Origin of the sequence: Enterobacter sp. MGH 4 (genome assembly GCF_000534735.1) — a bacterium.
In the GTDB taxonomy this organism is placed as follows: domain Bacteria; phylum Pseudomonadota; class Gammaproteobacteria; order Enterobacterales; family Enterobacteriaceae; genus Enterobacter; species Enterobacter intestinihominis.
The window spans coordinates 1,346,862-1,371,764 of record NZ_KI973289.1; the positions used below are offsets into that span (position 1 = coordinate 1,346,862).

Consider the following 24,903-nt stretch of genomic DNA (forward strand, 5'->3'; position numbering starts at 1 on the left):
TCTTTATTGGGGGTTTGCCAGACTTACGTCCTTACCAAAAAGATGTTAAAATTGACCAATATCAATTAAGGCTTGAGCAAACCTATGATCCCGGAAAAGCGAATTATACGACGCATTCAGTCTGGCGGTTGTGCTATCCATTGCCAGGATTGCAGCATCAGCCAGCTCTGTATCCCGTTTACTCTGAATGAGCATGAACTCGATCAGCTTGACAATATCATCGAGCGCAAAAAGCCTATTCAGAAAGGGCAGACGCTGTTTAAAGCGGGAGACGAACTGAAATCGCTCTATGCTATCCGTTCTGGCACCATCAAAAGCTACACCATTACCGAACAGGGCGACGAGCAGATCACTGGCTTCCATCTGGCGGGCGATTTAGTCGGCTTTGACGCCATCGGCAGTGGCCATCACCCGAGCTTTGCTCAGGCGCTGGAAACCTCTATGGTTTGTGAAATCCCGTTTGAAACGCTGGACGATCTGTCCGGTAAGATGCCGAACCTGCGTCAGCAGATGATGCGTCTGATGAGCGGTGAGATCAAAGGCGACCAGGATATGATCCTGCTGCTTTCCAAAAAGAATGCCGAAGAGCGTCTGGCCGCCTTTATCTATAACCTCTCCCGCCGTTTCGCGGAACGTGGCTTCTCCCCACGCGAATTCCGTCTGACCATGACGCGTGGCGATATTGGTAACTATCTGGGCCTGACCGTGGAAACCATCAGCCGTCTGCTGGGTCGTTTCCAGAAGAGCGGAATGCTGGCGGTTAAAGGTAAGTACATCACCATTGAAAACGGTGAAGCCCTGGCCATTCTGGCGGGTCACTCACGTAACGTGGCATAACTCTCCCGGATATCTTATGCCAGGTCGATAAATTTTCATGATTATTGATCTGGCAAAAACTTCCCCCCTGTTTCATTCAAGATATATAGGTTACTCTTTTACTTACAGACTGTGGTGACAGTAGTAAGGAGACCTGTATGGCAAAGTATCAAAATATGCTGGTGGCTATCGATCCGAATCAGGACGATCAGCCAGCATTACGACGTGCTGTGTATTTACATCAACGGATTGGTGGCAAAATTAAAGCCTTTTTGCCGATTTATGACTTCTCATACGAGATGACCACCCTTCTGTCGCCTGACGAGCGCACCGCTATGCGTCAGGGAGTGATCAGCCAGCGTACCGCGTGGATCCGCGAGCAGGCGAAGTATTATCTGGAAGCGGGCGTACCTATCGATATCAAGGTGGTCTGGCACAACCGTCCTTTCGAAGCCATTATTCAGGAAGTGGTGGCCGGTGGGCATGACCTGCTGCTGAAAATGGCGCACCAGCATGACAAACTGGAATCCGTGATTTTCACCCCGACCGACTGGCACCTGCTGCGCAAATGCCCTTGTCCGGTATGGATGGTGAAAGATCAGCCGTGGCCTGAGGGCGGGAAAGCCGTCGTGGCGGTCAATCTGGCCAGCGAAGAGGATTATCACAATTCGCTGAACGAGAAGCTGGTGAAGGAGACCCTTCAGCTTGCCGACCAGGTTAACCATACCGAAGTCCATCTGGTGGGAGCCTATCCGGTTACGCCAATCAATATCGCCATCGAGCTGCCTGAATTTGACCCGAGCGTGTATAACGATGCGATTCGCGGTCAGCATCTGCTAGCCATGAAAGCGCTGCGCCAGAAATTCAGTATCGATGAGAACATGACCCACGTAGAAAAAGGGTTACCGGAAGAGGTTATTCCGGATCTGGCGGAGCATTTGCAGGCCGGGATTGTGGTGCTGGGCACCATTGGCCGGACCGGTATTTCTGCCGCGTTCCTGGGTAATACCGCCGAGCAGGTGATCGACCATCTTCGCTGCGACCTTCTGGTTATCAAGCCGGATCAGTATCAGACGCCGGTTGAACTGGACGATGAGGAAGACGATTGACCCCAAAATGAAAGCCCGCCGGTAACGGCGGGCTTTTTTTATTGCGCTTCGCTCAACCGTTGCGCCGGTGCCTCGTCGCCAGCATTCATCCAGGGCGCGTGCAGAACCATGCTCGGCAGCGCCAGCTTGATCTCCTGCTGGTTCAGCCCCTCCAGAATACGAATATTGATCTCCTGCTGAATATCCATGTACTTGTTGTAATCCGCCGTATTAACGATATGGACCACCTCGAAGGTCAGGCGATCGCGATCGAAGCCCAGGAAATGGGCGCGGTCAAACTTCGTTTCCCCGACGTCGGTAATGATCTGTTTGACCATATCACCCACTGAACGCAGTTTTTCCGGCGCCGTGTCGCTGGCGACCCCGAAGGTAAAGACGATCCGGCGCGTTTGCATCCGCTTGTAGTTATGCAGCGTCTGTTGCAGCAGGATGGCGTTCCCGCAGACAATCTGCTCCCCGCTCAGGCTACGGATACGGGTGGTTTTCAGGCCGATGTGCTCTACCGTCCCGGCGACATCGTTAAACACCACAAAATCGCCGATTTCGAACGGCTTATCAAAACCGATGGAGAGCGATGCAAACACGTCGCTCAGGATCGTTTGCACCGCGAGGGCGATAGCAATACCCCCTACCCCAAGGCTGGCAACCAGAGCAGTGATGTTGACGCCCGCGTTAGCAAGGATAGACAGCAGCATCACTGACCAGACAATGGCACGGAGGATAAGCCCCGTGATCACCAGCGTCACCGGGTTTTTATGGCTTCCCGGCGCCAGCATGACGTGACGAAGCCACGATACCACCCCCTGATCCATCCACAGCGCCACCTGGATGGCGAAGACCAGGAACCAGGCGTGGCTCACGGTACCAAAGAGATGATCCGGTAAGTCGACGAAACGCAGGCTGAACAGCAGCGCCACGACAAAAAGCAGGAAGCGGCTGGTGCGGTTAAGCATATCCGTCAGGATAAAACGCATCCGGTTGGTGGTGGGATGCTTGTCGCCCCAGGTGGTGATCCCTTTCTTAACAAAGGCGATCAGGCGCGTCAGCAGCCAGTACACCAGCAGAGTTACAAAGACTACCGTGGCGACGCCAATCCAGAATGATGGCGTCATCATCAGCGCGATGATGTCAAAGCGGGACAGAAATTGCATTACACCTCCTCGTATTACACAAAGGGTAAAGTATAGACAGAGGAGAATGGCTGACCGCAGAAATAAGAAAACCGCCCCCGGAGGCGGTTTGTCAGGATGAAGCGGAATTAAAGAGATTTCAGAATCGCATCCACGCTGGCTTTGGCGTCGCCAAACAGCATGTGGGTGTTATCTTTAAAGAACAGCGGGTTCTGCACGCCAGCATAGCCGGTGTTCATAGAGCGTTTGAAGACAATGACGTTCTGCGCCTTCCACACTTCGAGAACAGGCATACCCGCAATCGGGCTGCGCGGATCGTCCTGCGCCGCCGGGTTAACGGTGTCGTTGGCGCCAATCACCAGCACGGTGTCGGTGTCGGCGAAATCATCGTTGATCTCGTCCATTTCCAGCACGATGTCGTAAGGCACCTTCGCTTCCGCCAGCAGCACGTTCATGTGGCCTGGCAGACGCCCCGCCACCGGGTGAATACCAAAGCGAACCTTGATACCGCGCGCGCGCAGTTTCTCGGTGATTTCCGCCACCGGATACTGCGCCTGCGCCACCGCCATGCCATAGCCCGGGGTGATGATAACGGAATGCGAGTTTTTCAGCATCTCTGCGGTGTCTTCCGCACTGATTTCACGGTGTTCACCCACTTCCTCATCAGAACCGGTTGATGAACCGTCAGAACCGAAGCCACCCGCGATGACGCTGATAAACGAGCGGTTCATCGCCTTACACATGATGTAAGACAGGATCGCACCGGAAGAACCGACCAGCGCACCGGTGACAATCAGCAGGTCGTTGCTCAGCATGAAGCCTGCTGCCGCCGCTGCCCAACCGGAATAGGAGTTCAGCATGGAGACGACTACCGGCATATCTGCCCCGCCGATAGACGCCACCAAATGCCAGCCGAAGGCCAGCGCGATAATGGTCATCACCAGTAACGCCAGCACCTGCAAGCCTACGCTTTCGGTACGCACGAAGACCACCAGCAGCACAAAGGAAACGACCAGCGCCGCCAGATTCAGCTTATGGCGGTTAGGCAGCATCAGCGGTTTGGAAGAGATCTTCCCGCGCAGTTTGCCGAACGCCACGATTGAGCCGGTGAAGGTCACCGCACCAATGAAGATGCCGAGGAACACTTCGGTCAGGTGGATGTTCACCAGAATCGGTTCCAGACCCGGTTCGTGGTACAGATAGCTGTTGAAGCCCACCAGCACCGCGGCCAGACCCACGAAGCTGTGCAGAATAGCAACCAGCTCCGGCATCTCGGTCATTTCAACGCGTTTCGCCAGACGAATACCAATCGCACCACCGATGATCATCGCCACCAGGATCCACGCCACGTTGCCGGTGTCCGGCCCAAAGATGGTGGCAATCAGCGCAATCGCCATCCCGGCGATACCAAAGTTATTTCCCTGCTGAGACGTTTCGTGTTTGGAAAGCCCCGCCAGACTGAAAATAAACAGGATTGCAGCAACAATGTATGCGGCTGTAACTAATCCTCCAGACATATGCTACCCCTTAGCCTTTACGAAACATTTTCAGCATGCGCTGAGTCACGGTGAAACCACCGAAAATATTGATACTGGCGATCAGCACTGCAATGAAGCTCAGGAAGCTGATCCAGCCGCCATGACCAATTTGCAGCAATGCCCCAACCACGATAATCCCGGAGATGGCATTGGTAACCGACATCAGCGGGGTATGCAGCGCATGGGAAACGTTCCACACGACGTAGTAACCCACCACGCAGGAGAGCGCGAAGACGGTGAAGTGGCCAAGGAACTCTTTTGGCGCGACGTCCGCCAGCCAGCCAAACAGGATAATGACCAGCGCCATGATGGCGTATTTGCGCCACGGCGACGCAGGTTTCGCTGGTTCTGCAGGCTCAGGCGCCGCTTTCGGCGCAGCCTGAGGCTGAGCGGAAACCTGTATCGGCGGTGCAGGCCAGGTGATTTCCCCTTCACGCACCACGGTCACGCCGCGCACCACCACATCATCAAAATCAACGGTGATGTTGCCGTCTTTCTCTTTGCAGAGCAGCTTCAGCAGATTAACGAGGTTCGTGCCGTACAGCTGAGAGGACTGGGTTGGCAGACGTCCTGGCAGGTCGGTATAACCGATCACCTTCACGCCGTTCGCGGTCGTCGTGACCTGATTTGGCACGGTATACTCACAGTTACCGCCGTTTTGCGCCGCCAGATCGACAATCACGCTGCCCGGCTGCATGGAATCCACCATCTCACGGGTGATCAGCTTCGGTGCCGGTTTACCCGGAATAAGCGCGGTGGTAACAATGATGTCCACCTCTTTTGCCTGCGCCGCAAAGAGCGCCATTTCCGCCTTAATAAAGGCTTCAGACATGACCTTCGCGTAACCATCACCGCTGCCCGCTTCTTCCTTGAAGTCCAGCTCAAGGAATTCGGCGCCCATACTCTGCACCTGCTCCTTCACTTCCGGCCGGGTATCAAACGCACGAACAATAGCGCCCAGGCTGTTTGCGGCCCCAATGGCGGCAAGACCTGCCACACCGGCACCAATTACCATCACCTTCGCGGGTGGTACTTTGCCTGCGGCCGTAATTTGACCGGTAAAGAAGCGACCAAACTCATGAGCAGCTTCGACAATGGCGCGATAGCCGGCAATGTTTGCCATAGAACTCAGCGCATCCAGAGACTGCGCGCGCGAAATACGCGGCACGGAATCCATCGCCATCACGGTGACACCGCGTGCCGCCAGCTTCTCCATCAGCTCCGGGTTTTGGGCTGGCCAGACAAAGCTCACAAGCGTCGTGCCCGCGTTCAGCAGTTCAATTTCACTCTCTTCCGGTGCGTTTACCTTCAGAATAATGGGTGATTGCCAGACCTCAGCACCGTCCACTACGTCCGCGCCAGCCTGAGTAAAGGCCTCGTCATCGAAACTCGCCAGTTTGCCCGCGCCGCTTTCAATCGCGACGGTAAAACCCAGTTTAAGCAGTTGCTCCACCGTTTTTGGTGTTGCCGCTACGCGGGTTTCATTGGCTAACCGTTCTTTTGGTACCCCAATACGCATAGTTTTCCCTTCCATCGGTTTGTGATGATGGTTTGTCGATAATTGCCCGCGGTTCGTATCAATTTTCACCATCGCGATAACGACGGAGAATGATTAACCCCGGAAAATAAAACAGTAACAAACTTTCTATAACCTACTGAAAATAGCGCCCGTGATCTACCGCCAGAAAACACTATTTCTTATTTTATCTGTGAAAAATAAGCGATCGGGGTCACTGACAGAGATATTTACCTTAAATTCGCCTTCAGGACCGATAAATCGCGCAAGCGAAGCGGTAAAAACATGATATAGCGCCATAAAAGAACAACTCATTAACATTAAATTAACTTGTAAAAGTCATATGCTTAATCAGTTTTTCTTGTGAAACGCCTGTTTTTTCCACATATCACAAAATGTTATCGAATCAGGTCCTTTGCTGAGCACAGGCTGTGAAAAATGCCGCAGACAGCGACGGGTGTTAAATGCCATAATCGGGACCGTCTCAAATTAACAACAACACCAGTACATGGTTTGCGCAAGGCGAAGGATTATTTTTATGAAGCTTAAGAACACACTCCTGGCGTCCGCACTTCTTTCCGCGACCGCCCTGTCAGCGAATGCTGCGACAGAGTTGACGCCGGAGCAAGCGGCAGCGTTAAAACCTTTTGACCATACGGTCATTGTGGGTCGGTATAATTCCATTGGCGATGCCGTCGCCGCCGCATCAAAAGCCGCCGATAAAAACGGCGCTGCCTCGTTTTACGTTGTTGACCAGTCCGATCAGGGCAACAGCGGTAACCAGCGCGTGACTGTTGCGCTGTACAAAGAGAATGCCCCAAAGGCAGATGAACAGAAAAACCGCGTGATTAACGGCATTGTTGAACTGCCGAAAGATCAGGCTGTTCAGCTGGAACCGTATGACACCGTGACCGTTCAGGGCTTCTACCGCAGCCAGCCTGAAGTTAACGATGCCATCACCAAAGCCGCGAGAGAAAAAGGCGCTTACGCGTTTTATATCGTGCGTCAGGTTGATGCCAACCAGGGCGGAAACCAGCGCATTACCGCCTTCATCTATAAGCAAGATGCGAAAAAACGCGTAGTGCAAAGCCCGGATGCGATTCCAGCGGATTCAGAAGCCGGTCGTGCTGCGTTAGCAAAAGGCGGTGAAGAAGCGAAGAAAGTTGAAATTCCGGGCGTAGCAACGTCTGCGGCACCAAGCGCTGAAGTGGGTCGTTTCTTTGAAACCCAATCCACCAAAGGCGGTCGTTATACCGTTACGTTACCAGACGGCACGAAAATTGAAGAGCTGAACAAAGCCACTGCCGCGCAGATGGTGCCGTTCGACAGCATCAAGTTTACGGGCAACTATGGCAACATGACAGAAATCTCCTATCAGGTGGCGAAGCGTGCTGCGAAGAAAGGCGCGAAGTATTACCACATCACCCGCCAGTGGCAGGAACGTGGCAACAACCTGACCATCAGTGCTGATCTGTACAAGTAACAAAACGGTTTCATAAAGGCGGCGGAGTGCCGCCTTTTTTGTTACTTTTTTTCTGATTTCTGCCCCATGTCATTGCATGCATCCGTCACACTCCGTAAAATCCCGCGCCTTAGCGTGATCCACCATTTTTATGCGCCTTAGCGAAATAATTATTCTGGATTTGGACTTTTCATAACAGGAAGCCAATGGAAAAGAAACTTGGCCTGAGTGCGTTAACTGCACTTGTATTGAGCTCAATGCTGGGGGCGGGCGTATTCAGTTTGCCGCAGAACATGGCGGCCGTCGCCAGCCCGGCCGCATTATTGATTGGCTGGGGCATCACCGGCGTCGGGATTTTGTTGCTGGCGTTCGCCATGCTGCTGCTGACGCGTATCCGACCGGATCTGGACGGCGGAATATTCACTTACGCCCGTGAAGGTTTTGGCGAGCTGATTGGCTTCTGCTCCGCCTGGGGCTACTGGCTGTGCGCGGTGATCGCCAACGTCTCCTATCTGGTTATCGTCTTCTCGGCGCTCAGTTTCTTTACCGATACGCCCGAACTGCGCCTGTTTGGTGACGGCAATACCTGGCAGTCCATCGTCGGCGCCTCGGTGCTGCTGTGGATTGTTCACTGGTTGATTATGCGCGGCGTTCAGACCGCGGCCAGCATTAACCTGGTGGCGACGCTGGCCAAGCTGGTGCCGCTTGGCCTGTTCGTCGTGCTGGCCTTCCTCGCCTTCCGTCTCGATGTCTTTACGCTCGATTTCAGCGGTATTGCGTTGGGCGTTCCCGTCTGGGAGCAGGTGAAAAATACCATGCTGATCACCCTATGGGTGTTCATCGGTGTTGAAGGTGCCGTCGTGGTCTCTGCCCGCGCGCGTAACAAACGCGACGTGGGACGCGCCACGCTGCTGGCCGTCCTGGCGGCGCTGGGCGTTTATCTGCTGGTGACGCTGCTGTCGCTCGGTGTGGTGGCCCGCCCTGAACTGGCGGAGATGCGTAATCCGTCCATGGCCGGGCTGATGGTGAAAATGCTCGGTCCCTGGGGTGATGTGGTTATCGCGGCAGGTTTGATTGTCTCCGTCTGCGGCGCGTACCTGAGCTGGACCATTATGGCGGCGGAAGTTCCGTTCCTGGCCGCCACGCACAAAGCGTTCCCGCGCCTGTTTGCCCGTCAGAATAAAAACAGTGCGCCATCGGCCTCTCTGTGGCTCACCAACGTCAGCGTGCAGGTCTGTCTGGTGCTGATCTGGCTCACAGGTTCGGACTATAACACGCTGCTGACCATCGCCTCCGAGATGATTCTGGTACCCTATTTCTTAGTGGGCGCATATCTGTTAAAAATTGCGACCCGCCCGGCACACTATGCGGTAGGCGTAGGTGCCTGTATTTACGGTCTATGGTTATTGTATGCTTCCGGCCCGATGCATCTGCTGCTGTCCGTGGTGCTCTACGCGCCAGGCCTGCTGGTGTTTATCTACGCTCGCCGTACGCATCAGCTTGATAATGCCCTTAAGCGCCGCGAAATGGCGTTGATAGGTTTGCTGTTAGTCGCTGCCGTACCGGCAACGTGGATGTTAATGGGATAGCGCCGCCTGTCCCATTGTTGAACTGAAAAGGAGATTACGATGGGACACACGCAGCAACGCCCAATATTGATCACTGGCGCAGGCCGTCGCATCGGCCTCGCCCTCGCCCATCACTTTCTCAATCTTCGCCATCCGGTTATCGTCAGTTACCGCACGGAATATCCCTCCATTGAAGGGCTACGACATGCCGGAGCCGTCTGCATTCAGGCGGATTTCTCCACGGATGAAGGTATTCTTGCTTTCGCGGAAAAAGTGAAATCGACCACCCCCGGGCTGCGGGCGGTTATTCACAACGCCAGTACCTGGCTTCCTGAAAAAGCAGGACATTCGCTCAGCGAAACGCTCGCCTGCATGATGCAGATCCACGTTAATGCGCCTTATCTGCTCAACCATGCCCTACAGGATCTTCTACGCGGACACGGCCATGCCGCAGGCGACATTATCCATTTCACCGATTACGTGGTGGAGCGAGGCAGCGATAAACACATCGCCTACGCGGCCAGCAAAGCCGCGCTGGATAATATGACTCGCTCGTTCGCGCGCAAGCTGGCCCCCGAGGTAAAAGTCAACGCGATTGCCCCGGCGATGATTTTATTTAACGAGGGTGATGATGCCGAGTATCGTCAGCAGGCGCTTAACAAATCGTTGATGAAAATTGCGCCCGGCGAGAAAGAGGTGATCGACCTGATCGATTATCTGCTGACCAGCTGTTACGTCACGGGAAGGACGTTTGCCGTGGACGGTGGCCGCCCGCTGCGCTAGTGAAAGCGGCTCCAGAAGAAGATGAGCACCCAGGCGATGAGGCTCCAGCAGACCACCGCCCCGCCCAGCGCCAGGGGCAGACGCAGAAAACCGGTGAAGTACCACAGCGACAGCAGATAGATGAAATACGGGATGATTGACCACATCCCGAATACAATGGTAGCCCGCAGCGCCTCTATACCCCGCTCAGAGGCCACAATATAGTGCGCAATTAACGCAAAGGTGGGAAACAGCGGGATAAGCCCGGCAATGTAGTAGTTCTTCGTTTTAGCCAACACCCCAATCAGCAGCACGACCAGCGCACCCAGCGCGGCTTTGATCAACAGCCCCATTCTTTTCCCTTAACAATCAAATAACATTCCCGTGCAGGATAACGGAACTCCGGCTAATTATGAAAGATTAATGGAAGGTTAAGGTTGTGCGGTGTATGTTGACGTTTTTCGCGATGACAGACGTAGTATGAATAAGATTGTTTATGTTGAAGATGAACCCGAAGTGGGTCAATTGATCGCCGCTTATCTGGGTAAACATGATATTGAAGTGGTTGTCGAACCTCGTGGCGATCGCGCTGAAGACGTCGTCACCCGCGAAAACCCGGACCTGGTGTTGCTGGACATTATGCTGCCCGGAAAAGATGGCATGACGCTTTGCCGGGATCTGCGCGCGAAATGGGACGGCCCGATCGTGCTGCTGACCTCTCTCGACAGCGATATGAATCATATTCTGTCCCTTGAGATGGGCGCGAATGACTACATCCTGAAAACCACGCCGCCGGCGGTCCTGCTTGCCCGTTTGCGCCTTCATCTGCGTCAGCGTGCCAGCGCTGAGCGTGAAGCGCCTGCGCCCTCTTTAACGCCGCATAAGGCGATGCGGTTCGGCACGCTTTCTATCGACCCGGTCAACCGACAGGTTATGCTTTCCGGGGAGCTGATTTCGCTCTCAACCGCAGATTTTGACCTGCTGTGGGAGCTGGCAACTCATGCCGGGCAAATTATGGACCGGGATGCATTGCTGAAAAATCTGCGCGGCGTAAGTTACGACGGAATGGATCGTAGCGTTGATGTGGCGATTTCTCGCCTACGAAAAAAACTGCAGGACAGCGCCACCGAGCCCTACCGCATTAAAACCGTACGTAATAAGGGCTACCTGTTTGCCCCGCACGCATGGGAAACCTGAAAAAAAGCTACACAGTAAATTTCGAAAAATAACTTGCGATGCATCAGGAATGTTATCGGTATACGTCGTAAGTTTTCGATTATATGCATCGTTAGTCATGAAATATCCTTTGATCACATTCCTCTTACCTGTTCAATTTCGATGCGCATTTATCGCGTAAACAAAAGTAGCTCTAATGTATTTCATTGCTATAGTACAATATATATTCAGCAGTTCAGGAACCATCATCGATCAAAAATCCGTCACTTAAATGCACATTGTGTTAAAAATGAACTTTACAATTGACTAAATTATTATCTTATCCTTATGAAAACAAAGGGGATATAGTTAGCATATAAATAATATCGATCTTTTTCAATAGCTTACGCGTTTGCAGAAATCTAATTCTCATGCTAAACCTTATACTCTCTCAATTATTTAATGAACGAGGTATAGCAATGTCATGGAGAGTCATTAGCTCGGTAATTTGTCCTAACACGGGGATCGTTTATTCAAGCATCTTGGGACTCAAGTTCTTGAAACTCATCATTTGGTATGAAAGCGATGTTTATTTGTACCCCGGCGATAGGATATATCCGACAAAGAATGGCGTCTTCATTAATGGTGTTTTCAAGCCAATATCGATATACAACATCTCCCCTTACAACGAGATGTTATGGAGTGAAATTAAAAACAAGATGGCCTGCCCATACAATCGAAACCAGGAAGAGGAGATATGTACCTACGCGGTGCATTGCAACGCGCGTAAGTGTCCGCATGGGTTTGCCACGAATCCACTGATTGTCAGCACAGTCAAATCCAGACATTAACGAATGTGGTAATGTTCAGGTTACAAAGATAAGTATCTTTGTCACACCGTTTGCGCCGGATACCTCTCACTGGTAAACGCCATAAATAAAGCCACCCGCAGGTGGCCTTTGTCATTGTTATTCTGATTCACAAATACTCTCAATCGCAAATAAACTCGTATAGCGAAGCGTAAACGGATTACCCGGGCATTGATGGAATAAAGCGATGCCGTGTTTTATTACCTTTCGACGATTACCCCCTTTTCAACGCATCATGCCTGACTTGCGCCCATAGCGACCCTGCTGGTAAAAGACGTGTAGTGAAGCCCCTGTTTCGGTGAAATTAATGAAGAAGCTGTTTGTTCAGTTTTATTTACTGCTGTTTGTCTGCTTTCTGGTGATGACCATGCTGGTCGGGCTGGTCTATAAGTTCACCGCAGAGCGTGCGGGCAGACAATCCCTGGACGATCTGATGAAAAGCTCGCTCTACCTGATGCGTAGCGAGCTGCGCGAAATTCCTCCGCATGACTGGGCACGTACGTTAAAAGAGCTGGATCTGAATCTGTCGTTTGATCTGCGTATCGAACCCCTGAAGGATTTTGATTTAGCGCCGCCGGCGATGCAGCGTTTGCGCGACGGAGACATCGTCGCCCTGGACGAGAAATATACCTTCATTCAGCGTATTCCGCGCAGCCACTATGTCCTGGCCGTCGGGCCAGTGCCCTATCTCTATTACCTGCACCAGATGCGCCTGCTGGATCTCGCCCTGCTGGGCTTTATTGCCATCTCGCTCGCTTTCCCTGTATTCATCTGGATGCGACCGCACTGGCAGGACATGCTGAAACTGGAATCCGCCGCACAGCGTTTTGGGGAGGGTCATTTAACTGAACGCATACATTTCGACAGTGGTTCCAGTTTTGACCGTCTCGGTATTGCCTTTAACCAGATGGCCGATAACATTAACGCCCTGATTGCCAGCAAGAAGCAGCTTATCGACGGCATTGCGCATGAGCTGCGCACTCCGCTGGTACGCCTGCGTTATCGCCTGGAGATGAGCGAGAACCTCACCGCCGCGGAATCGCAGGCCCTCAATCGGGATATTGGCCAGCTTGAAGCGCTGATTGAAGAGCTGCTGACCTATGCCCGCCTCGATCGGCCTCAGACGGAGTTGCACCTCAGTACGCCGGATCTTCCCGTCTGGCTACAGACGCATATTAACGATGTGCAGAGCGTTAACCCTCAGCGAAAACTGCTGACAGCCATTACCCCCGGCGCGTACGGCGCGCTGGACATGCGCCTGATGGAACGCGTGCTGGATAATCTGATGAACAACGCCATGCGCTACAGCGAAACCACGCTGCGCATAGGTTTAGATTTGCAGGGGAGCCAGGTAATTCTGTGTGTGGAAGACGATGGCCCCGGTATTGAGCCAGCGGAGCGTGAAAAAGTTTTCGAGCCGTTTGTGCGCCTCGACCCCAGCCGCGACCGTGCTACCGGCGGCTGTGGTCTGGGGCTGGCTATTGTCCGTTCTATTGCCCAGGCGATGGGCGGTTCGGTTCGCTGCGAAGCGAGCGAGCTGGGCGGGGCCCGGTTCGTCTTTAGCTGGCCGATCTATCACAACATTCCTCTTCCCGTACCTGCCTGAACTAAACCGCACGCTGGCCTGACCCGGCGTGTTGTGCTATATCAGTAGTATGTTGTAACTAATTAAGGGCTATTATGGCGACTTACGATCTCATCGAAAGGCTTAACACCACATTTCGGGAAATAGAGCAGGCGTTACTGACCCTGACGGCGCAACTACAGGGCTGCCGCCTGCTGGCCGCCCGCGTCTTTTCCCTGCCCGAGGTGGCGAAAGGCGCGGAACACGACCCGCTGAACACCATTGAGGTAACGCAGCATATCGGTAAAGTGGCGCTGGAACTGACGTTGCAGCACTATCGCCGCCTTTTCATCCAGCAGCAGTCCGAAAATCGCAGCAGTAAGGCCGCCGTTCGCCTGCCCGGCGTCATCTGTCTGCAAACGGATACCGCAACGCGTGAAGCCATTGAGGCGCAAATTACGCATATTAATACGCTGAAAGCCGCCTTCGAGAAAATCGTGACCGTTGAGTCCGGGCTGGCACCGGCTGCCCGTTTTGAATGGGTGCATCGCCAGCTTCCGGGGCTGATCACCCTGAATGCTTACCGCACGCTGACGGTACTGCGCCACCCCGCCACGCTGCGCTTCGGCTGGGCCAACAAGCACATCATTAAAAACTTCACGCGCGACGAGATCCTGGCTCAGCTGGAGAAAAGCCTGAAGTCGCCGCGAACGGTCGCCCCGTGGTCGCGGGAACAGTGGATTGAACGGCTGGAGCAGGAGTACCACAGCATTGCCTCCCTGCCGGCTGATACCCGTCTTAAAATAAAGCGTCCGGTGAAGGTGCAGCCTATCGCTCGTGTCTGGTATGCGGGACAGCAAAAGCAGGTGCAATACGCCTGCCCGACACCGCTGATTGCGCTCTACGATGCCGATCAGGGTGCGGTGGTGCCGGATATAGGAGAACTGCTGAACTACGATGCTGAAAACGTTCAGCATCGCTATAAACCCCAGGCACAGCCGCTACAGCTGATTATCCCGCGGCTGCACCTGTATGTGGCGCAGTGATTACCTGATGCTGCCCACCATCGCTTCCGGGCGGACCCAGGCATCAAACTCGGCGTCCGTCAGGTAGCCCAGCGCCAGCGCAGAGGCTTTCAGGGTAAGCCCCTCTTTGTGCGCTTTTTTAGCGATTTCGGCCGCTTTGTCATAACCAATATGGGTGTTTAGCGCCGTGACCAGCATCAGGGACTCATTCAGCAGCTGGCTGATTCGCTCGCGATTAGGCTCAATGCCCACCGCGCAGTGCTCGTTAAAGCTCTCCATGCCATCGGCCAGCAGACGAATCGATTGCAGTACGTTGTGGATCACCATCGGGCGATAGACGTTAAGCTCGAAGTTACCCGACGCGCCGCCCATGTTGACCGCAACGTCATTACCCATCACCTGACAGCACAGCATAGTCATGGCTTCGCACTGCGTCGGGTTTACTTTACCCGGCATAATGGAGCTACCCGGCTCGTTTTCCGGAATGCTGATTTCGCCGATGCCGCAGCGCGGGCCGGAGGCCAGCCAGCGCACGTCGTTGGCGATTTTCATCAGCGAGGCTGCCAGCCCTTTCAGCGCGCCATGGGTATGGACTAGCGCATCACAGGTCGCCAGGGCTTCGAATTTATTCGGGGCGGTAACAAACGGCTGCCCGGTGATCTTCGCCAGCTCTTCGGCCACGCGCACCGCGTACTCGGGATGGGTGTTTAACCCGGTGCCAACCGCCGTTCCGCCGAGCGCCAGCTCCGCCAGATGCGGCAGGCTGTTGTCTATATGCTTAAGATTGTGCTCCAGCATCGCCACCCAGCCGGAGATCTCCTGGCCAAGCGTCAGCGGCGTGGCGTCCTGCAGGTGCGTACGACCAATTTTTACAATGTCTCCGAAAGCCTGCGCTTTCTCGTTAAGCGTAGATTTGAGCACGTTGAGTTGCGGGATAAGCTGCTCGCGGATAGCGATGACGGCCGCCACGTGCATGGCCGTCGGGAACACGTCGTTGGAACTCTGGCTTTTATTCACGTCATCGTTCGGGTGAACCTTCCGCTCCATACCGCGTACGCCGCCAAGCAGCTCGCTTGCGCGGTTCGCCAGCACCTCGTTCATGTTCATGTTGCTCTGGGTGCCTGAGCCGGTCTGCCAGATGGCAAGGGGGAATTCGTCGGGATGTTTGCCCGCCAGCACTTCGTCGGCGGCATTGATGATGGCGGAGGCTTTATCGGCATCCAGCAGGCCCAGATCCTGATTGACTTTGGCGGCAGCGCGTTTGGTCAACGCCAGCGCCTGGATTAGCGAGACGGGCATTTTCTCTGTCGAAATGCGGAAATGCTCCAGCGAACGCTGGGTTTGCGCGCCCCATAGCTTGTCGGCCGGGACGTCGATGGCGCCCATGGAGTCTTTCTCGCGGCGATGCATTGTCATTACTTACTCCTTGATAACAAAGATGGGATTGCTCACATGCTTAAGAGATAAGTATTGATGACTTCTGAGAAACGTTATGGCGCTTTGTGCGCTCTTTTTGATGTCGGGTGGCGGCTGCGCCTTACCCGACCTACGAGAATGTAGGCCGGGTAAGCGTCAGCGCCACCCGGCAATTTACAGAATTACTTCACACACGCCGAACACTGGGAAGACTGGATCTGTTTGAAGAAGTCGTTACCTTTGTCATCCACAAGAATGAACGCCGGGAAGTCTTCCACTTCAATTTTCCAGATCGCTTCCATACCCAGTTCCGGGTACTCCACGCACTCCAGGCTCTTGATACTGCCCTGTGCCAGCACCGCTGCCGGGCCGCCTATGCTGCCGAGGTAGAAGCCGCCGTGCTTGTGGCACGCGTCCGTCACCTGCTGGCTGCGGTTGCCTTTCGCCAGCATGATCATGCTGCCACCGTTGGCCTGCAACTGGTCGACGTAGGAGTCCATACGGCCCGCCGTGGTTGGGCCTAACGAGCCGGAAGCATACCCATCAGGCGTTTTTGCCGGGCCTGCGTAGTAGATCGGGTGATCTTTAATGTACTGCGGCAGCCCTTCACCGTTGTCCAGGCGCTCTTTCAGCTTCGCATGGGCGATGTCGCGGCCCACGATAATCGTCCCGTTCAGGGAAAGGCGCGTTGAAACCGGATACTGCGAAAGCTGCGCCAGGATCTCCTTCATCGGACGATTCAGGTCAACGCGTACCGCTTCGCCCTCACCCGCTTTACGCAGTTCTTCAGGGATGTATTTGCCCGGGTTGTTCTCCAGCTTTTCGATCCAGATACCGTCGCGGTTGATCTTCGCTTTGATGTTACGATCCGCAGAGCACGACACGCCCATCCCCACTGGACAGGATGCACCGTGGCGCGGGAGGCGGATCACGCGAATGTCATGCGCGAAGTATTTGCCGCCAAACTGCGCGCCCAGCCCCAGATTCTGCGCTTCGGCCAGCAGTTCCTGCTCAAGCTGCACGTCGCGGAACGCCTGACCATGTTCGTTACCTTCCGTTGGCAGGCCATCGTAATATTTGGTTGAGGCCAGCTTAACGGTTTTCAGGGTGCTTTCAGCAGACGTACCGCCAATCACAAACGCGATATGGTACGGCGGGCAGGCCGCCGTGCCGAGGGTGCGCATCTTCTCAACCAGATAGTTCTTCAGCTTGCCCGGGGTAAGCAGCGCTTTGGTTTCCTGGTAAAGATAGGTTTTGTTGGCTGAACCGCCGCCTTTGGCGATGCAGAGGAATTTGTACTCGTCACCGTCGACGCTGTAGAGGTCAATCTGCGCAGGCAGGTTGGTGCCGGTGTTCACCTCTTTGTACATGTCCAGCGCCGCGTTTTGCGAATAGCGCAGGTTATCTTCGGTGTAGGTATTGTAGACGCCGCGCGCCAGCGCCGCTTCGTCACCGCCGCCGGTCCAGACGCGCTGGCCTTTTTTACCGGTGATAATCGCCGTGCCGGTGTCCTGGCAGGTTGGCAGAATGCCTTTCGCCGCGATATCAGAGTTACGCAGGAATTGCAGGGCAACGTACTTATCGTTCTCGCTGGCTTCCGGGTCGCTCAAAATATCGGCAACCTGCTGCTGATGCGCCGGACGGAGCATAAAGGAAGCATCGTGGAAGGCTTGCTGCGCCAGCAGCGTCAGCGCCTGCGGGTCAACTTTGAGGATCTCCTGCCCTTCAAACTCAGAGACAGAAACGTAATCGCGGGTTAACAGGTAATACTCGGTCCGATCCTGACTGAGGGGGAAAGGATCCTGATAATGGAAGGGTTTATTCGACATTGTTCTCTCACTTACTGCTTCGGTCTGTTTATTCAGGGCAGATGTTCCGCTGCCCGGCTTAAAAGCGAGTCAGCTTATCCTACACAATTTTTTAACAAAAACTGAGACTAGTACGACTTTTTACATCCGCAGGTTACTTCCATTCGGTTTATTGCTTTAATACGCGAAGTTAATTCCACATATGAATCAGGGCTTGATAATGCAAAAACTCATCAACTCAGTGCAAAACTACGCCTGGGGAAGTAAAACTGCGTTAACGGATCTCTACGGTATCGCCAACCCGGACAACCTGCCGATGGCAGAGCTGTGGATGGGCGCGCACCCGAAGAGCAGCTCAAAAATTGAAGATGCCAGCGGCCAGGTGCGTAGCCTGCGTGATGTCATCGATGCCGACAAAGCCGCGCTGCTCGGCGATAAAGTGGCGAATCGTTTTGGTGAGCTGCCTTTTCTGTTCAAGGTATTGTGCGCCGACCAGCCGCTCTCCATTCAGGTTCACCCGAACAAAAAAGCCTCTGAGCTGGGCTTTGCCAAAGAAAATGCCGCCGGTATTCCGTTAGACGCCGCAGAGCGTAACTACAAAGATCCTAACCACAAGCCGGAACTGGTTTTCGCCCTTACCCCTTTCCTGGCGATGAATGCCTTCCGCGAGTTTTCCGAGATCATCTCCCTGCTGCAACCGGTCGCTGGGGCTCACAACGCGATCGCCCACTTCCTGGAAAACCCGAACGCAGAAGCCCTGAGCGCGCTGTTTGCCAGCCTGCTGAATATGCAGGGCGAGGAAAAATCCCACGCGCTGGCGGTGCTGAAAGCCGCGCTGAACGACCAGCAGGGTGAGCCATGGGACACCATTCGCGTAATTTCCGCGTTTTATCCGGACGACAGCGGCCTCTTCTCTCCGCTGCTGCTGAACGTGGTGAAGCTCAACCCGGGCGAAGCAATGTTCCTGTTCGCTGAAACCCCGCACGCCTACCTGAATGGCGTGGCACTGGAGGTGATGGCTAACTCCGATAACGTACTGCGCGCGGGCCTGACGCCAAAATACATCGACATCCCTGAGCTGGTTGCCAACGTGAAGTTCGTGGCGAAACCTGCTGCGGAGCTGCTCACTCAGCCGGTGAAAAACGGCGCAGAGCTGGACTTCCCGATTCCGGTTGACGATTTTGCCTTCTCCCTGCATGACCTCAGCGCAGACGAAACCGCCATTGCACAGGAGAGCGCCGCGATCCTGTTCTGTGTGGAAGGCGAAGCGACGTTGCATAACGGTAGCGAGCGTCTGCTGCTTAAACCGGGGGAGTCCGCCTTTGTCCCGGCAAACGAGTCGCCTGTCTTCGTGAGCGGCACTGGTCGCCTGGCGCGCGTTTTTAATAAGCTTTAGGGACTTACTGAATTTTTTAACAACTCTTGCTAAGCTAGTAACAGGCGTTGTAACACCAGGCGGTTTTAACCGCCTGGTTTCATTTTAGGGATAATCGCAATGAAAAAATCGGTCGTAGCGGTAGGAGTGATTGTTGCTTTAGGCGTGATCTGGACGGGTGCTTCCTGGTATACCGGGAAACAGCTGGAAAGCCGTCTGGCAGAGATGATGGCGCAGGCAAACAGCGAGATTAAGCGCAGCGCGCCTGAAGCAGGTCTGGAGCTGAGCTACCAGAACTACCAGCGTGGCGTCTTTACCAGCCATATGCAGGTGGTGGTGAAGCCGGTAGCGGGCAATCAGAACGCCTGGCTGAAACCGGGCCAGAGCGTGGTACTGGATGAAGTGGTCAGCCACGGTCCGTTCCCGCTGGCACAGTTGAAAAAGTTTAACCTGATCCCCTCTATGGCATCCGCCAGAACCGTACTGGTAAATAACGAGGTGACGAAGCCAATTTTCGATATGGCGAAAAATGAGTCGCCGTTCGAGATCAATACCCGCATCAGCTATGCCGGTGATACGCGTTCCGACATCGACCTGAAAGCGCTGAATTACGAACAAGGCACCGATAAAGTCGCCTTCAGCGGCGGTAATTTCCAGCTTGATGCCGATCGCGACGGCAAGAATGTCTCTCTGACCGGCGATGCCGCCAGCGGCCTGGTGAATTCAGTCAATGAATATAACCAGAAGGTCCAGCTTACCTTCAACAACCTGAAAGCCAGCGGCAATAGCCGTATGACCGATTTTGACGAGCGTATTGGCGATCAGAAGCTGAGCCTCGATAAGATCGCCATTGCGATTGAAGGTAAAGAGATGGCAGTGCTGGAAGGCATGGATCTGGACGGCAAGTCTGACGTTTCCAAAGACGGTAAAAGCATCAACACCCAGCTGGATTACAGCCTGAAAAGCCTGAAAGTACAGAATCAGGACCTGGGTACCGGCAAGCTGTCACTGAAAATTGGCAACATTGACGGCCAGGCATGGCACGAATTTAGCCAGAAATACAGCAAAGAGAGTCAGGCTCTGCTGACCGATGCCGCCCTGCAACAGAACCCGCAGGCGTACCAGCAGCAGGCGATGGCCGTGCTGTTTAATAACCTGCCGATCCTGCTGAAAGGCGAGCCGGTAATTACCGTTGCGCCACTGAGCTGGAAAAACGACAAAGGCGAAACCAACTTCAACCTGTCGCTGTTCCTGAAGGATCCGGCGGCCGCGACCGGCGAGCCGCAGACCCTGGCGCAGGAAGTTGACCGCAGCGTGAAATCGCTCGACAGCAAGCTGACCATCCCGATGGATATGGCAACCGAGTTCATGACGCAGATTGCGAAACTCGAAGGGTATGGTGAAGAAGATGCAGGTAAACTGGCAAACCAACAGGTGAAAGGCCTGGCGGCGATGGGCCAGATGTTCCGCATCACGAAGGTGGAAGACAACACCATTTCCACCAGCCTGCAATATGCTAATGGCCAGGTAACGCTCAACGGCGACAAAATGCCGCTGGAAGATTTTGTCGGCATGTTTGGTATGCCGACGCTGGGCATTCCGGCACCGGCTGAACCGGCTGCGCCGCCGGCAGTACCGCAGCAGTAAACGAAAAACCCCTCGCATGAGGGGTTTTTTTATTGCCAGGCGATGTGCAGCGGAGATTACTTCACCGTCACTAACCGCGCCGCCACAATCTGATGCCCGGCCTGCACGTCCGTATTTTCAATACGCTGCATAATTCGGTCTGCCAGGGTGTACCCCATTTCACGAGCCGGCGTCGTCGCCCAGACGATGGGGAGATCGTCTAGCGCATTTTCACCGACATCCGCAAATGCCCCCAGCGCCACCTGATGGCCGAAGAACGTTTCTACCCCGCCCTCACCGCTCTGGCGTCCGGCGCGGATCAAGCCGAACCACGCCCCCATCGCAATCACATCGTTATAGCAAATCACCGCGCTGATTGTCGGGCTGTTGCGAAGCAACGTGCCGATGGCTTCGGCGGCTTTTTTCTGGCTGGACTCACACTCCACCACCCATTCGCTGTGAAACGGCAGGCCGTATTTGATGAGCGTGGAGCAGTAACCGCCCACCCGCTCCGCACGCGTCAGGGACGAGCTTTTACCGCCGAGCCAGGCGATGCGCTGATGGCCGCGATGAATAAGATGCTCGGTCAGCATTTGCGCGGCCTGCATGTTATCCGGCCGAAGGGTATCGGCTTCGTCGAGATAGCTGGCGCGTGACGCAACCACCAGCGGTACGCCTTTCTGCGCCGCGCGCTCACACAATTCACTGCCCACACCGGACGCGCCGGCCACGATCACCCCATCCACCCCTTGCGTCAGCAGCATATCCAGCCTGGAGAGCAGCTGCTCCGGTTCGCGCCCACCGTGGAGCAGGAAAACCATTCGCCCCTGCGCTTCAAGCGCCTCGGTAAGCCCGGCGGTCAGTTCTGCATAAAACGGCGACGCGAGGTCGCGAACAATCAGCCCTATCACCCCGCTTTGCCCACCGCGCAGCGCCGACGCCTGGCGATTACGCACAAAGCCCAGTTGCTCAACGGCCTCGTTGACGCGCTGACCCGTAGCAGGAGAGATGCGCCCCTTCCCGCTCAATACCAGCGAAACGGTGCTGACGGAAACCCCCGCCGCCAGCGCGACATCGTTGATGGTGATCTTTTTCGCTACAGCCATGTGGTGGCGTGACTCCTTGATAATGAGATCGCTAAAACGTTTTATCAATACGTTATCTTTATACTACCAGTAAAAGCCTGAGAATGTGATTTAGCGCGCACTAAAGTCTGATAAAACGTTTTATCTTCTCGCCCCATCGCGGTCGTTAAATCTCTTTCTACCATTTAAGGAGTCGTTTTATGACGACGAAAGCAGCACAAAAAATATCGCTGTGGGAGTTTTTCCAGCAACTGGGCAAAACCTTTATGCTGCCCGTGGCGCTTCTCTCTTTTTGCGGGATCATGCTGGGGATCGGCAGCTCGTTAAGCAGCCATGACGTCATTACTCTAATCCCTTTCCTCGGAAATCCGGTACTGCAGGCGATCTTCATCTGGATGAGCAAGGTCGGCTCTTTTGCCTTTAGCTTCCTGCCGGTAATGTTCTGTATCGCCATTCCTCTGGGTCTGGCGCGGGAAAACAAAGGCGTGGCGGCGTTTGCGGGCTTCGTTGGCTATGCGGTCATGAACCTTGCGGTTAACTTCTGGCTGACCGCCAAAGGGATCCTGCCCACGACCGACGCGGCGGTACTGAAAGCCAATAACATTCAGAGCGTGATTGGAATTCAGTCCATCGATACCGGGATCCTTGGAGCCGTGATCGCGGGAGTGATCATCTGGATGCTGCACGAGCGCTTTCATAACATCCGCCTGCCCGATGCGCTGGCCTTCTTCGGCGGCACCCGCTTTGTGCCAATCATTACGCTGGTTGTGATGGGTCTGTTTGGTCTGATCATCCCTCTGATTTGGCCGGTTTTTGCCATGGGGATCACCGGTATTGGCCGCATTATCAACGGCGCGGGTGATTTCGGCCCGATGATTTTCGGTACGGGTGAACGTCTGCTGCTGCCATTTGGTTTACAGCACATCCTGGTTGCCCTGATCCGTTTTACTGAAGCAGGCGGCACTATGGACGTTTGCGGTCATTCCGTTAGCGGCGCGCTGACCATCTTCCAGGCCCAGCTGAGCTGCCCGACCACGCACGGCTTCTCTGAAAGTGCGACGCGTTTCCTCTCTCAGGGGAAAATGCCTGCCTTCCTCGGCGGCCTGCCGGGCGCTGCGCTGGCGATGTACCACTGCGCCCGCCCGGAAAATCGTCATAAAATTAAAGGCCTGCTGATCTCCGGCGTTATTGCCTGCGTGGTGGGCGGTACGACAGAACCTATCGAGTTCCTGTTCCTGTTCGTGGCACCGGTGTTATACCTCATCCACGCCGTACTGACAGGCCTGGGCTTCACCGTGATGGCTGTGCTCGGTGTGAACATCGGTAACACCGACGGTAACGTGATTGACTTCGTGGTATTCGGTATCCTGCACGGCCTGTCCACCAAGTGGTATCTGGTGCCGGTTGTGGCCGCCATCTGGTTCGCGGTTTACTACGGGATCTTCCGCTTCGCCATCACCCGCTTTAACCTGAAAACGCCTGGCCGCGATACCGATACGGCCACCAGCGTTGAACAGGCAGTGGCCGGTACCGTTGGGAAATCCGGATATAACACGCCGGCTATTCTGGCGGCGCTGGGTGGTGCGGATAACATTACCTCTCTGGATAACTGCATCACCCGCCTGCGTTTGTCGGTGGCGGACATGTCCAAAGTGGATACCAACGCACTTAAAGCTAACCGGGCTATCGGCGTGGTACAGTTAAATCAACACAATTTGCAGGTCGTCATTGGCCCGCAGGTACAGTCAGTGAAGGATGAGCTGGCAACCCTGATGCGAACCGTCGAAGCCTGATGCCTCGCCCCCCTCGTCATGAGGGGGTTTTACTTTACGGAGCACCGTCATGTTTGATTTTTCTACCGTCGTGGATCGACACGGCACCTGGTGTACCCAGTGGGATTATGTCGCTGACCGTTTTGGGGCTGCCGACCTGCTGCCCTTTACCATCTCTGATATGGATTTCGCCACCGCTCCCTGTATTACCGATGCGCTGCACCAGCGCATCAACCACGGCGTGTTTGGCTACAGCCGCTGGAAAAATGACGAATTTCTGGCTGCCGTGGCGCACTGGTTCCGGCAACGCTTTAACAGTCAGATTGATACCGAAACCGTAGTGTATGGGCCGTCGGTCATTTATATGGTCTCGGAGCTGATCCGCATATGGTCCGCGCCTGGCGACGGCGTGGTGGTTCATACCCCGGCTTACGATGCCTTTTATAAAGCCATTGAAGGCAACCAGCGTACCGTTGTTTCCGTGCCGATGCAGAAAACGGCGCGTGGCTGGGACGGCAATATGGCCGCGCTGGAAGCGGCGCTGGCAAAACCGGAAAACACGGTTCTGCTGCTGTGTAGCCCGCAAAATCCAACCGGCAAAGTCTGGACGCGGGAAGAGCTGGCCACTATTGCAACGCTTTGCAGCCGTCATGATGTGGCGGTAATCAGCGACGAAATTCATATGGACATGGTATGGGGCACGCATCGCCATACCCCGTGGAATGAGGTTGCACGCGGTAAATGGGCGCTGCTGACCTCGGGTTCCAAAAGCTTCAATATTCCGGCACTGACGGGCGCCTGGGGGCTTATCGCCGATGACGACAGCCGTAACGCCTATCTGAATGCATTAAAAGGGCGGGACGGACTCTCTTCCCCTTCCGTGCTGGCGCTGACCGCGCACATTGCTGCTTACCGGCAGGGCGAACCCTGGCTGGACGCGCTGCGGACCTATCTCGAAGAAAACCTGCGCTACATTGCTGACGAACTGAATGCTGCATTTCCGACACTCAACTGGCAACCGCCAGAGGCCACCTATCTGGCCTGGATTGATCTCAGCCCACTCGGTATTGATGACAATACGCTGCAAAACGTGCTGATTGAACAACAAAAAGTGGCCATCATGCCGGGATATACTTATGGGGATGAAGGAAAAGGCTATGTGCGACTGAACGCTGGCTGTCCGCGTAGTAAGCTTGAACAGGGCGTTCAGCGCCTTATTGCTGGCATCAACACTCTGCTGTAAATAATGTGCGCAACGGAATATTCCCTTGCGCAAATAGCTTTTTCCCCCGTTTTGTTTTTATAAT

General features: G+C 54.6%; 20 protein-coding genes. 13 read left to right on the top strand and 7 right to left on the bottom strand.

What is annotated here, in order from left to right; all coding sequences use genetic code 11:
* The first annotated feature begins 84 nt into the window (after nucleotides 1-84).
* Both fnr and uspE read left to right on the top strand, forming a co-directional pair.
* Nucleotides 85-837 (top strand): fumarate/nitrate reduction transcriptional regulator Fnr, encoded by a 753-nt coding sequence (fnr, locus tag L350_RS16100; RefSeq protein ID WP_000611906.1) that lies wholly within the window; start codon nucleotides 85-87, stop codon nucleotides 835-837.
* Between the two features lie 137 nt (nucleotides 838-974).
* Complete coding sequence (gene uspE / locus L350_RS16095; protein ID WP_003857535.1) at nucleotides 975-1,925, top strand: universal stress protein UspE; 951 nt, start codon at nucleotides 975-977, stop codon at nucleotides 1,923-1,925.
* A gap of 38 nt (nucleotides 1,926-1,963) precedes the next feature.
* Here the strand turns inward: uspE and L350_RS16090 are convergent, their stop codons facing one another.
* The 3 genes from L350_RS16090 to pntA form a co-directional block, all read right to left on the bottom strand.
* Nucleotides 1,964-3,076 (bottom strand): mechanosensitive ion channel family protein, encoded by a 1,113-nt coding sequence (locus L350_RS16090; RefSeq protein WP_022647940.1) that lies wholly within the window; start codon nucleotides 3,074-3,076, stop codon nucleotides 1,964-1,966.
* A 107-nt stretch (nucleotides 3,077-3,183) separates the two neighbouring features.
* Nucleotides 3,184-4,572 (bottom strand): Re/Si-specific NAD(P)(+) transhydrogenase subunit beta, encoded by a 1,389-nt coding sequence (pntB, locus tag L350_RS16085; protein ID WP_022647939.1) that lies wholly within the window; start codon nucleotides 4,570-4,572, stop codon nucleotides 3,184-3,186.
* A gap of 10 nt (nucleotides 4,573-4,582) precedes the next feature.
* Nucleotides 4,583-6,112, bottom strand: a complete 1,530-nt coding sequence (gene pntA / locus L350_RS16080; protein WP_017384575.1) for a Re/Si-specific NAD(P)(+) transhydrogenase subunit alpha — start codon at nucleotides 6,110-6,112, stop codon at nucleotides 4,583-4,585.
* Between the two features lie 535 nt (nucleotides 6,113-6,647).
* On the opposite strand from pntA, the gene ydgH reads away from it, so the two are divergent.
* From ydgH to folM, 3 genes are all read left to right on the top strand, one after another.
* Nucleotides 6,648-7,592: a DUF1471 family protein YdgH gene (gene ydgH, locus L350_RS16075; protein ID WP_022647937.1), complete on the top strand. Its 945-nt coding sequence runs from the start codon at nucleotides 6,648-6,650 to the stop codon at nucleotides 7,590-7,592.
* Nucleotides 7,593-7,777: 185 nt separating this feature from the next.
* A complete protein-coding gene (locus L350_RS16070; RefSeq protein WP_022647936.1) occupies nucleotides 7,778-9,160 on the top strand; it encodes an amino acid permease in 1,383 nt (460 codons plus the stop codon).
* Nucleotides 9,161-9,199: 39 nt separating this feature from the next.
* Complete coding sequence (gene folM / locus L350_RS16065) at nucleotides 9,200-9,922, top strand: dihydromonapterin reductase (protein ID WP_022647935.1); 723 nt, start codon at nucleotides 9,200-9,202, stop codon at nucleotides 9,920-9,922.
* Here folM and L350_RS16060 read toward each other — a convergent pair.
* Nucleotides 9,919-10,254: a GlpM family protein gene (locus L350_RS16060; protein WP_032624351.1), complete on the bottom strand. Its 336-nt coding sequence runs from the start codon at nucleotides 10,252-10,254 to the stop codon at nucleotides 9,919-9,921. The two genes, folM and L350_RS16060, sit on opposite strands and share 4 nt — an antisense overlap.
* Nucleotides 10,255-10,381: 127 nt before the next feature.
* Between L350_RS16060 and rstA the strand changes: the two genes are divergently transcribed.
* The 4 genes from rstA (at nucleotide 10,382) to tus (ending at nucleotide 14,535) form a co-directional block, all read left to right on the top strand.
* Nucleotides 10,382-11,098, top strand: coding sequence for a two-component system response regulator RstA (gene rstA / locus L350_RS16055; RefSeq protein WP_032624352.1), 717 nt, complete (start codon nucleotides 10,382-10,384; stop codon nucleotides 11,096-11,098).
* 437 nt (nucleotides 11,099-11,535) lie between these two features.
* Nucleotides 11,536-11,907 (top strand): anti-adapter protein IraM, encoded by a 372-nt coding sequence (gene iraM, locus L350_RS16050; protein WP_022647932.1) that lies wholly within the window; start codon nucleotides 11,536-11,538, stop codon nucleotides 11,905-11,907.
* 325 nt (nucleotides 11,908-12,232) lie between these two features.
* Nucleotides 12,233-13,531, top strand: coding sequence for a two-component system sensor histidine kinase RstB (gene rstB / locus L350_RS16045; protein WP_032624353.1), 1,299 nt, complete (start codon nucleotides 12,233-12,235; stop codon nucleotides 13,529-13,531).
* 74 nt (nucleotides 13,532-13,605) lie between these two features.
* A complete protein-coding gene (gene tus / locus L350_RS16040; protein ID WP_022647930.1) occupies nucleotides 13,606-14,535 on the top strand; it encodes a DNA replication terminus site-binding protein in 930 nt (309 codons plus the stop codon).
* On the opposite strand, the gene fumC is transcribed toward tus, so the two are convergent.
* Both fumC and fumA read right to left on the bottom strand, forming a co-directional pair.
* Entirely contained in the window at nucleotides 14,536-15,930 is a 1,395-nt protein-coding gene (gene fumC / locus L350_RS16035; protein ID WP_022647929.1) for a class II fumarate hydratase, read from the bottom strand. It abuts the gene before it with no gap.
* 182 nt (nucleotides 15,931-16,112) lie between these two features.
* Nucleotides 16,113-17,759 carry a class I fumarate hydratase FumA gene (gene fumA, locus L350_RS16030; protein WP_022647928.1) on the bottom strand — a complete coding sequence of 549 codons (1,647 nt, stop codon included), beginning with the start codon at nucleotides 17,757-17,759 and terminating at the stop codon, nucleotides 16,113-16,115.
* A 199-nt stretch (nucleotides 17,760-17,958) separates the two neighbouring features.
* Between fumA and manA the strand changes: the two genes are divergently transcribed.
* Nucleotides 17,959-19,134: a mannose-6-phosphate isomerase gene (gene manA / locus L350_RS16025; protein ID WP_032624354.1), complete on the top strand. Its 1,176-nt coding sequence runs from the start codon at nucleotides 17,959-17,961 to the stop codon at nucleotides 19,132-19,134.
* 99 nt (nucleotides 19,135-19,233) lie between these two features.
* Nucleotides 19,234-20,760, top strand: a complete 1,527-nt coding sequence (locus L350_RS16020) for a YdgA family protein (RefSeq protein ID WP_022647926.1) — start codon at nucleotides 19,234-19,236, stop codon at nucleotides 20,758-20,760.
* A 56-nt stretch (nucleotides 20,761-20,816) separates the two neighbouring features.
* On the opposite strand, the gene L350_RS16015 is transcribed toward L350_RS16020, so the two are convergent.
* Nucleotides 20,817-21,845, bottom strand: a complete 1,029-nt coding sequence (locus L350_RS16015) for a Mal regulon transcriptional regulator MalI (protein WP_023299968.1) — start codon at nucleotides 21,843-21,845, stop codon at nucleotides 20,817-20,819.
* 179 nt (nucleotides 21,846-22,024) lie between these two features.
* On the opposite strand from L350_RS16015, the gene malX reads away from it, so the two are divergent.
* Nucleotides 22,025-23,617 carry a maltose/glucose-specific PTS transporter subunit IIBC gene (gene malX, locus L350_RS16010; protein ID WP_032624355.1) on the top strand — a complete coding sequence of 531 codons (1,593 nt, stop codon included), beginning with the start codon at nucleotides 22,025-22,027 and terminating at the stop codon, nucleotides 23,615-23,617.
* Between the two features lie 49 nt (nucleotides 23,618-23,666).
* Nucleotides 23,667-24,839, top strand: a complete 1,173-nt coding sequence (locus L350_RS16005) for a MalY/PatB family protein (RefSeq protein ID WP_032624356.1) — start codon at nucleotides 23,667-23,669, stop codon at nucleotides 24,837-24,839.
* The last annotated feature ends 64 nt before the right edge of the window (nucleotides 24,840-24,903 follow it).

Coding starts and splice junctions, on each gene's coding strand:
- fnr (WP_000611906.1), top strand. CDS start 85: ATGATCCCGGAAAAGCGAATTATACGACGCATTCAGTCTGGCGGTTGT.
- folM (WP_022647935.1), top strand. CDS start 9,200: ATGGGACACACGCAGCAACGCCCAATATTGATCACTGGCGCAGGCCGT.
- fumC (WP_022647929.1), bottom strand. CDS start 15,930: ATGACAATGCATCGCCGCGAGAAAGACTCCATGGGCGCCATCGACGTC.
- ydgH (WP_022647937.1), top strand. CDS start 6,648: ATGAAGCTTAAGAACACACTCCTGGCGTCCGCACTTCTTTCCGCGACC.
- rstB (WP_032624353.1), top strand. CDS start 12,233: ATGAAGAAGCTGTTTGTTCAGTTTTATTTACTGCTGTTTGTCTGCTTT.
- iraM (WP_022647932.1), top strand. CDS start 11,536: ATGTCATGGAGAGTCATTAGCTCGGTAATTTGTCCTAACACGGGGATC.
- L350_RS16070 (WP_022647936.1), top strand. CDS start 7,778: ATGGAAAAGAAACTTGGCCTGAGTGCGTTAACTGCACTTGTATTGAGC.
- uspE (WP_003857535.1), top strand. CDS start 975: ATGGCAAAGTATCAAAATATGCTGGTGGCTATCGATCCGAATCAGGAC.
- L350_RS16060 (WP_032624351.1), bottom strand. CDS start 10,254: ATGGGGCTGTTGATCAAAGCCGCGCTGGGTGCGCTGGTCGTGCTGCTG.
- pntB (WP_022647939.1), bottom strand. CDS start 4,572: ATGTCTGGAGGATTAGTTACAGCCGCATACATTGTTGCTGCAATCCTG.
- L350_RS16005 (WP_032624356.1), top strand. CDS start 23,667: ATGTTTGATTTTTCTACCGTCGTGGATCGACACGGCACCTGGTGTACC.
- manA (WP_032624354.1), top strand. CDS start 17,959: ATGCAAAAACTCATCAACTCAGTGCAAAACTACGCCTGGGGAAGTAAA.
- rstA (WP_032624352.1), top strand. CDS start 10,382: ATGAATAAGATTGTTTATGTTGAAGATGAACCCGAAGTGGGTCAATTG.
- fumA (WP_022647928.1), bottom strand. CDS start 17,759: ATGTCGAATAAACCCTTCCATTATCAGGATCCTTTCCCCCTCAGTCAG.
- L350_RS16015 (WP_023299968.1), bottom strand. CDS start 21,845: ATGGCTGTAGCGAAAAAGATCACCATCAACGATGTCGCGCTGGCGGCG.
- L350_RS16090 (WP_022647940.1), bottom strand. CDS start 3,076: ATGCAATTTCTGTCCCGCTTTGACATCATCGCGCTGATGATGACGCCA.
- pntA (WP_017384575.1), bottom strand. CDS start 6,112: ATGCGTATTGGGGTACCAAAAGAACGGTTAGCCAATGAAACCCGCGTA.
- malX (WP_032624355.1), top strand. CDS start 22,025: ATGACGACGAAAGCAGCACAAAAAATATCGCTGTGGGAGTTTTTCCAG.
- L350_RS16020 (WP_022647926.1), top strand. CDS start 19,234: ATGAAAAAATCGGTCGTAGCGGTAGGAGTGATTGTTGCTTTAGGCGTG.
- tus (WP_022647930.1), top strand. CDS start 13,606: ATGGCGACTTACGATCTCATCGAAAGGCTTAACACCACATTTCGGGAA.